This is a genomic window from Streptomyces sp. NPDC037301, from assembly GCF_055602785.1.
The window spans coordinates 1-2,477 of the sequence record NZ_JBVJWD010000147.1 but is presented as its reverse complement, the minus strand read 5'-3'; the positions used below and the strand labels follow the sequence as shown (position 1 = coordinate 2,477).

1 protein-coding gene and 2 pseudogenes are annotated in these 2,477 nt (G+C 66.7%); 1 reads left to right on the top strand and 2 read right to left on the bottom strand.

Going from position 1 to position 2,477, the window contains the following annotated elements; genetic code table 11:
- Window positions 1–131 precede the first annotated feature (131 nt).
- A pseudogene (locus ACZ7IB_RS48950) lies at window positions 132–425 on the top strand (transposase); the annotation flags it as partial.
- Window positions 426–500: 75 nt separating this feature from the next.
- Here ACZ7IB_RS48950 and ACZ7IB_RS48945 read toward each other — a convergent pair.
- Together ACZ7IB_RS48945 and ACZ7IB_RS48940 are read right to left on the bottom strand one after the other, a co-directional pair.
- Window positions 501–584 (bottom strand): annotated as a pseudogene (locus ACZ7IB_RS48945) (DUF6207 family protein); the annotation flags it as partial.
- A gap of 344 nt (window positions 585–928) precedes the next feature.
- Window positions 929–2,173 carry a hypothetical protein gene (locus ACZ7IB_RS48940; protein WP_470921837.1) on the bottom strand — a complete coding sequence of 415 codons (1,245 nt, stop codon included), beginning with the start codon at window positions 2,171–2,173 and terminating at the stop codon, window positions 929–931.
- Window positions 2,174–2,477 lie beyond the last annotated feature (304 nt).

Below are 2,477 nucleotides of genomic sequence, written 5' to 3'. Positions count from 1 at the left end.
GCACTCGCGTCACGCAAGAACATCTACCGGTCCAGGCCCCGCCGCGAGGGCGAATCCCACAGATTGATCACGACTCGATACGCGCCCTAGAAGCCATTTCGTTTGGTGTGATCTTGCGACAGCGTGGAGTGGTGACAGCTTCGTTTGTTGGGCGGATGGTGCCTGAGGATCTGTGGGAGTTGTTCCAGCGCGTGGTCCCGCCTCCTCCCGAGCGGTCACAGGGCGGGGGTCGGCGCCGGCGGGGTGACCGGGAGGTGCTCGCCGCGATCGTCTTCGGGGCTACCTCCGGGTGCATGTGGAACCAGCTGCCGCCGGATTTTGGCTTGTCGGGGGTGACTGCGTTCCGCCGGTTCACCGAGTGGTCCCAGGCCAGGGTGTGGGCCAGGCTTCACCACCTGGTCCTGGACGAACTGGGTTCCAGCGGCTGGGCCGGCACCGGTGGGTCGTGGAGCGCACGATGTCCTGGCTGTCAGGCTGTCGGTGTCTCCGCCGCCGCTCACCGCACGGATGGTGTCCTCGTCGGCGGCGGTGACGTCCAGGACCACGAGGCCCGGCTCGGTGATGTGCTGTTCGTCGATACGCATGTCCCCGATGACGACGCGGCGCGGCGGCCGGGTTCGTCGGCAGCCCCTCGACCGCCCGGACGGGTGACAGCCGTAGTCGTGCTGCTCTTTGTAGGTCGCGGGGGTGCCACCGGGCTCGTAGACAGGGAAGGTGCAGCCCGCGGTCTGTGACAGGACGACCTGGGCTGCTGCCCCTCACACCGGGGCCCGCGCCACCCCAGACGGTGCGGGCCCCGGCGACACCCGGCGGAGGGAGCCGACGGTGGTGCCAGGCCCGAAGCCCACCCCCTTCCCTGGCTGACAGGTGCTGCGCCCTGTGGTGGAGCCGATGCTGGCCCAGCAGCGGCGTGGCCGTTTGTGGGCACTCAGCGGGCGGCGTCGAACTGGCGCACCACCTGGGGCAAGGCCTTGAGGACCGTCGTGGAGTGGTCGAAATCGCCGATGTCAGTGAGCTGTTGGTCGGCGCTGGTGGCGGTCAGCTGGCGTTGGCAATGCAGGGAGTTCGCAAAGGCGACGTCCTTGTCGCCCCTGGCGTGAAAGAGGTGTACCGCGACTTCGGGCCGCCAGTCGCAGGTGGTGTCCAGGGCCTTCAGTTTCTGTCGCAGCTCTCCCGTGGGGTTGCGCACCTTCTGGAGGAACTCTTCGGTGAACAGTTTCTTCGAGGTCGTCGGCAGCGCGGCCGCAATCTCCGACGCCTTGTGGTCGCCGTCGAACAGTGACTCCACCGTCTTGTCGTACGGGGCGCGGAACGCCTGGCCCGGTGTGTCGTACAGGCCGTACATCCGGTGCCACGCGGTCGCGAAATAGGCGAGGTAGAGCGATGACCGGGCGACCTTGTCGTCCGCCGCGGCGGCCTCGAAACGACTCAGATTGAACGGGCCAGCAATCGGGGCGAGAGCGCCCGGGCGGAAGTACGGATCGATGTTCTGTTGCAGGGCTCGCCCGACCATCATCGTGGCGGGTCCGCCCTGGGAGAACCCGCTGATGAGGACGCGCTGGTCCAGGTCGTGGCCGTCCTGGCGGGCGAACGCACGAGCTGCCCGTAATGCATCCACCGAGGCGCTGACGGTTGCCTCCGGGTTCCCGTACGGATGGAATCCGGGGCCCTTGCCCAGGCCGAGGTAGTCCGGGGCGGACACCGCGCGGCCGGTCGAGGCGAACAGCAACGCCGTGGCCCGGTCGGTGGACTCGTCGTTCACCGAGGCCACCTCGCCTCGGTACACCTCAGTGCCGTGTAGCCAGGACACGACCTGAAGGTCGCGTTCGTCGTTCTTCGGCATCGCGACCAGCTCGCTGGCCGTAGTGGGTCTGCCTGTGATGTCGACGGTGCGATACACGATCCGATGGGCCCGTACGCCGTAGCGGATCTGTGCCGTATCGATACCCGTCTTCGCCAGGCGGTCAGCGACCTCCTTGGCGTTCAGGTCCACCACAGGGGTCGACGAGACCACCGCACCGCGTGCTGAGGGCTGCTGCTGATCGGCCAGGGCTGCAGACGGGGAGGAGCTCTGAGGGGCGCCGCACCCTGTCGCCGCCAGTGCGGCTACGGCGCACACCAAGGTGAGCACACCGGACTTGACTGTGCTTCTACGGAGCAGAGAAATGTTCATGGCTGGACTCTGTCGTTCCCGGCGCACTCGGCGCATTGGGACCAACACCCGCCTCGACAGGGGGTTTTCCCTACGTTCCGCAAGATTCAGGTCGCCTGGCTCCTCCGCAGGCCAGCGAACTGTCACCTGTCACATGTGCTTCGACTGGATACTCGAGTCAGTGGCAGGCTCGTCTCATTCAGACTGGTGGATTCCCGCGGATGCACAAGGGGGTGTGTCAATTTAACGGCTGATCTTGGTTGTTGAGTTGGTCAGTGGTCGGTGGGAGTCAGGCGGCCCTCGAAGGCGACCTGGAAAGCGTTCA

Bases quoted from the DNA above. Each gene is read 5' to 3' on its own strand.
- ACZ7IB_RS48940 (WP_470921837.1), bottom strand. From the start codon at position 2,173: ATGAACATTTCTCTGCTCCGTAGAAGCACAGTCAAGTCCGGTGTGCTC.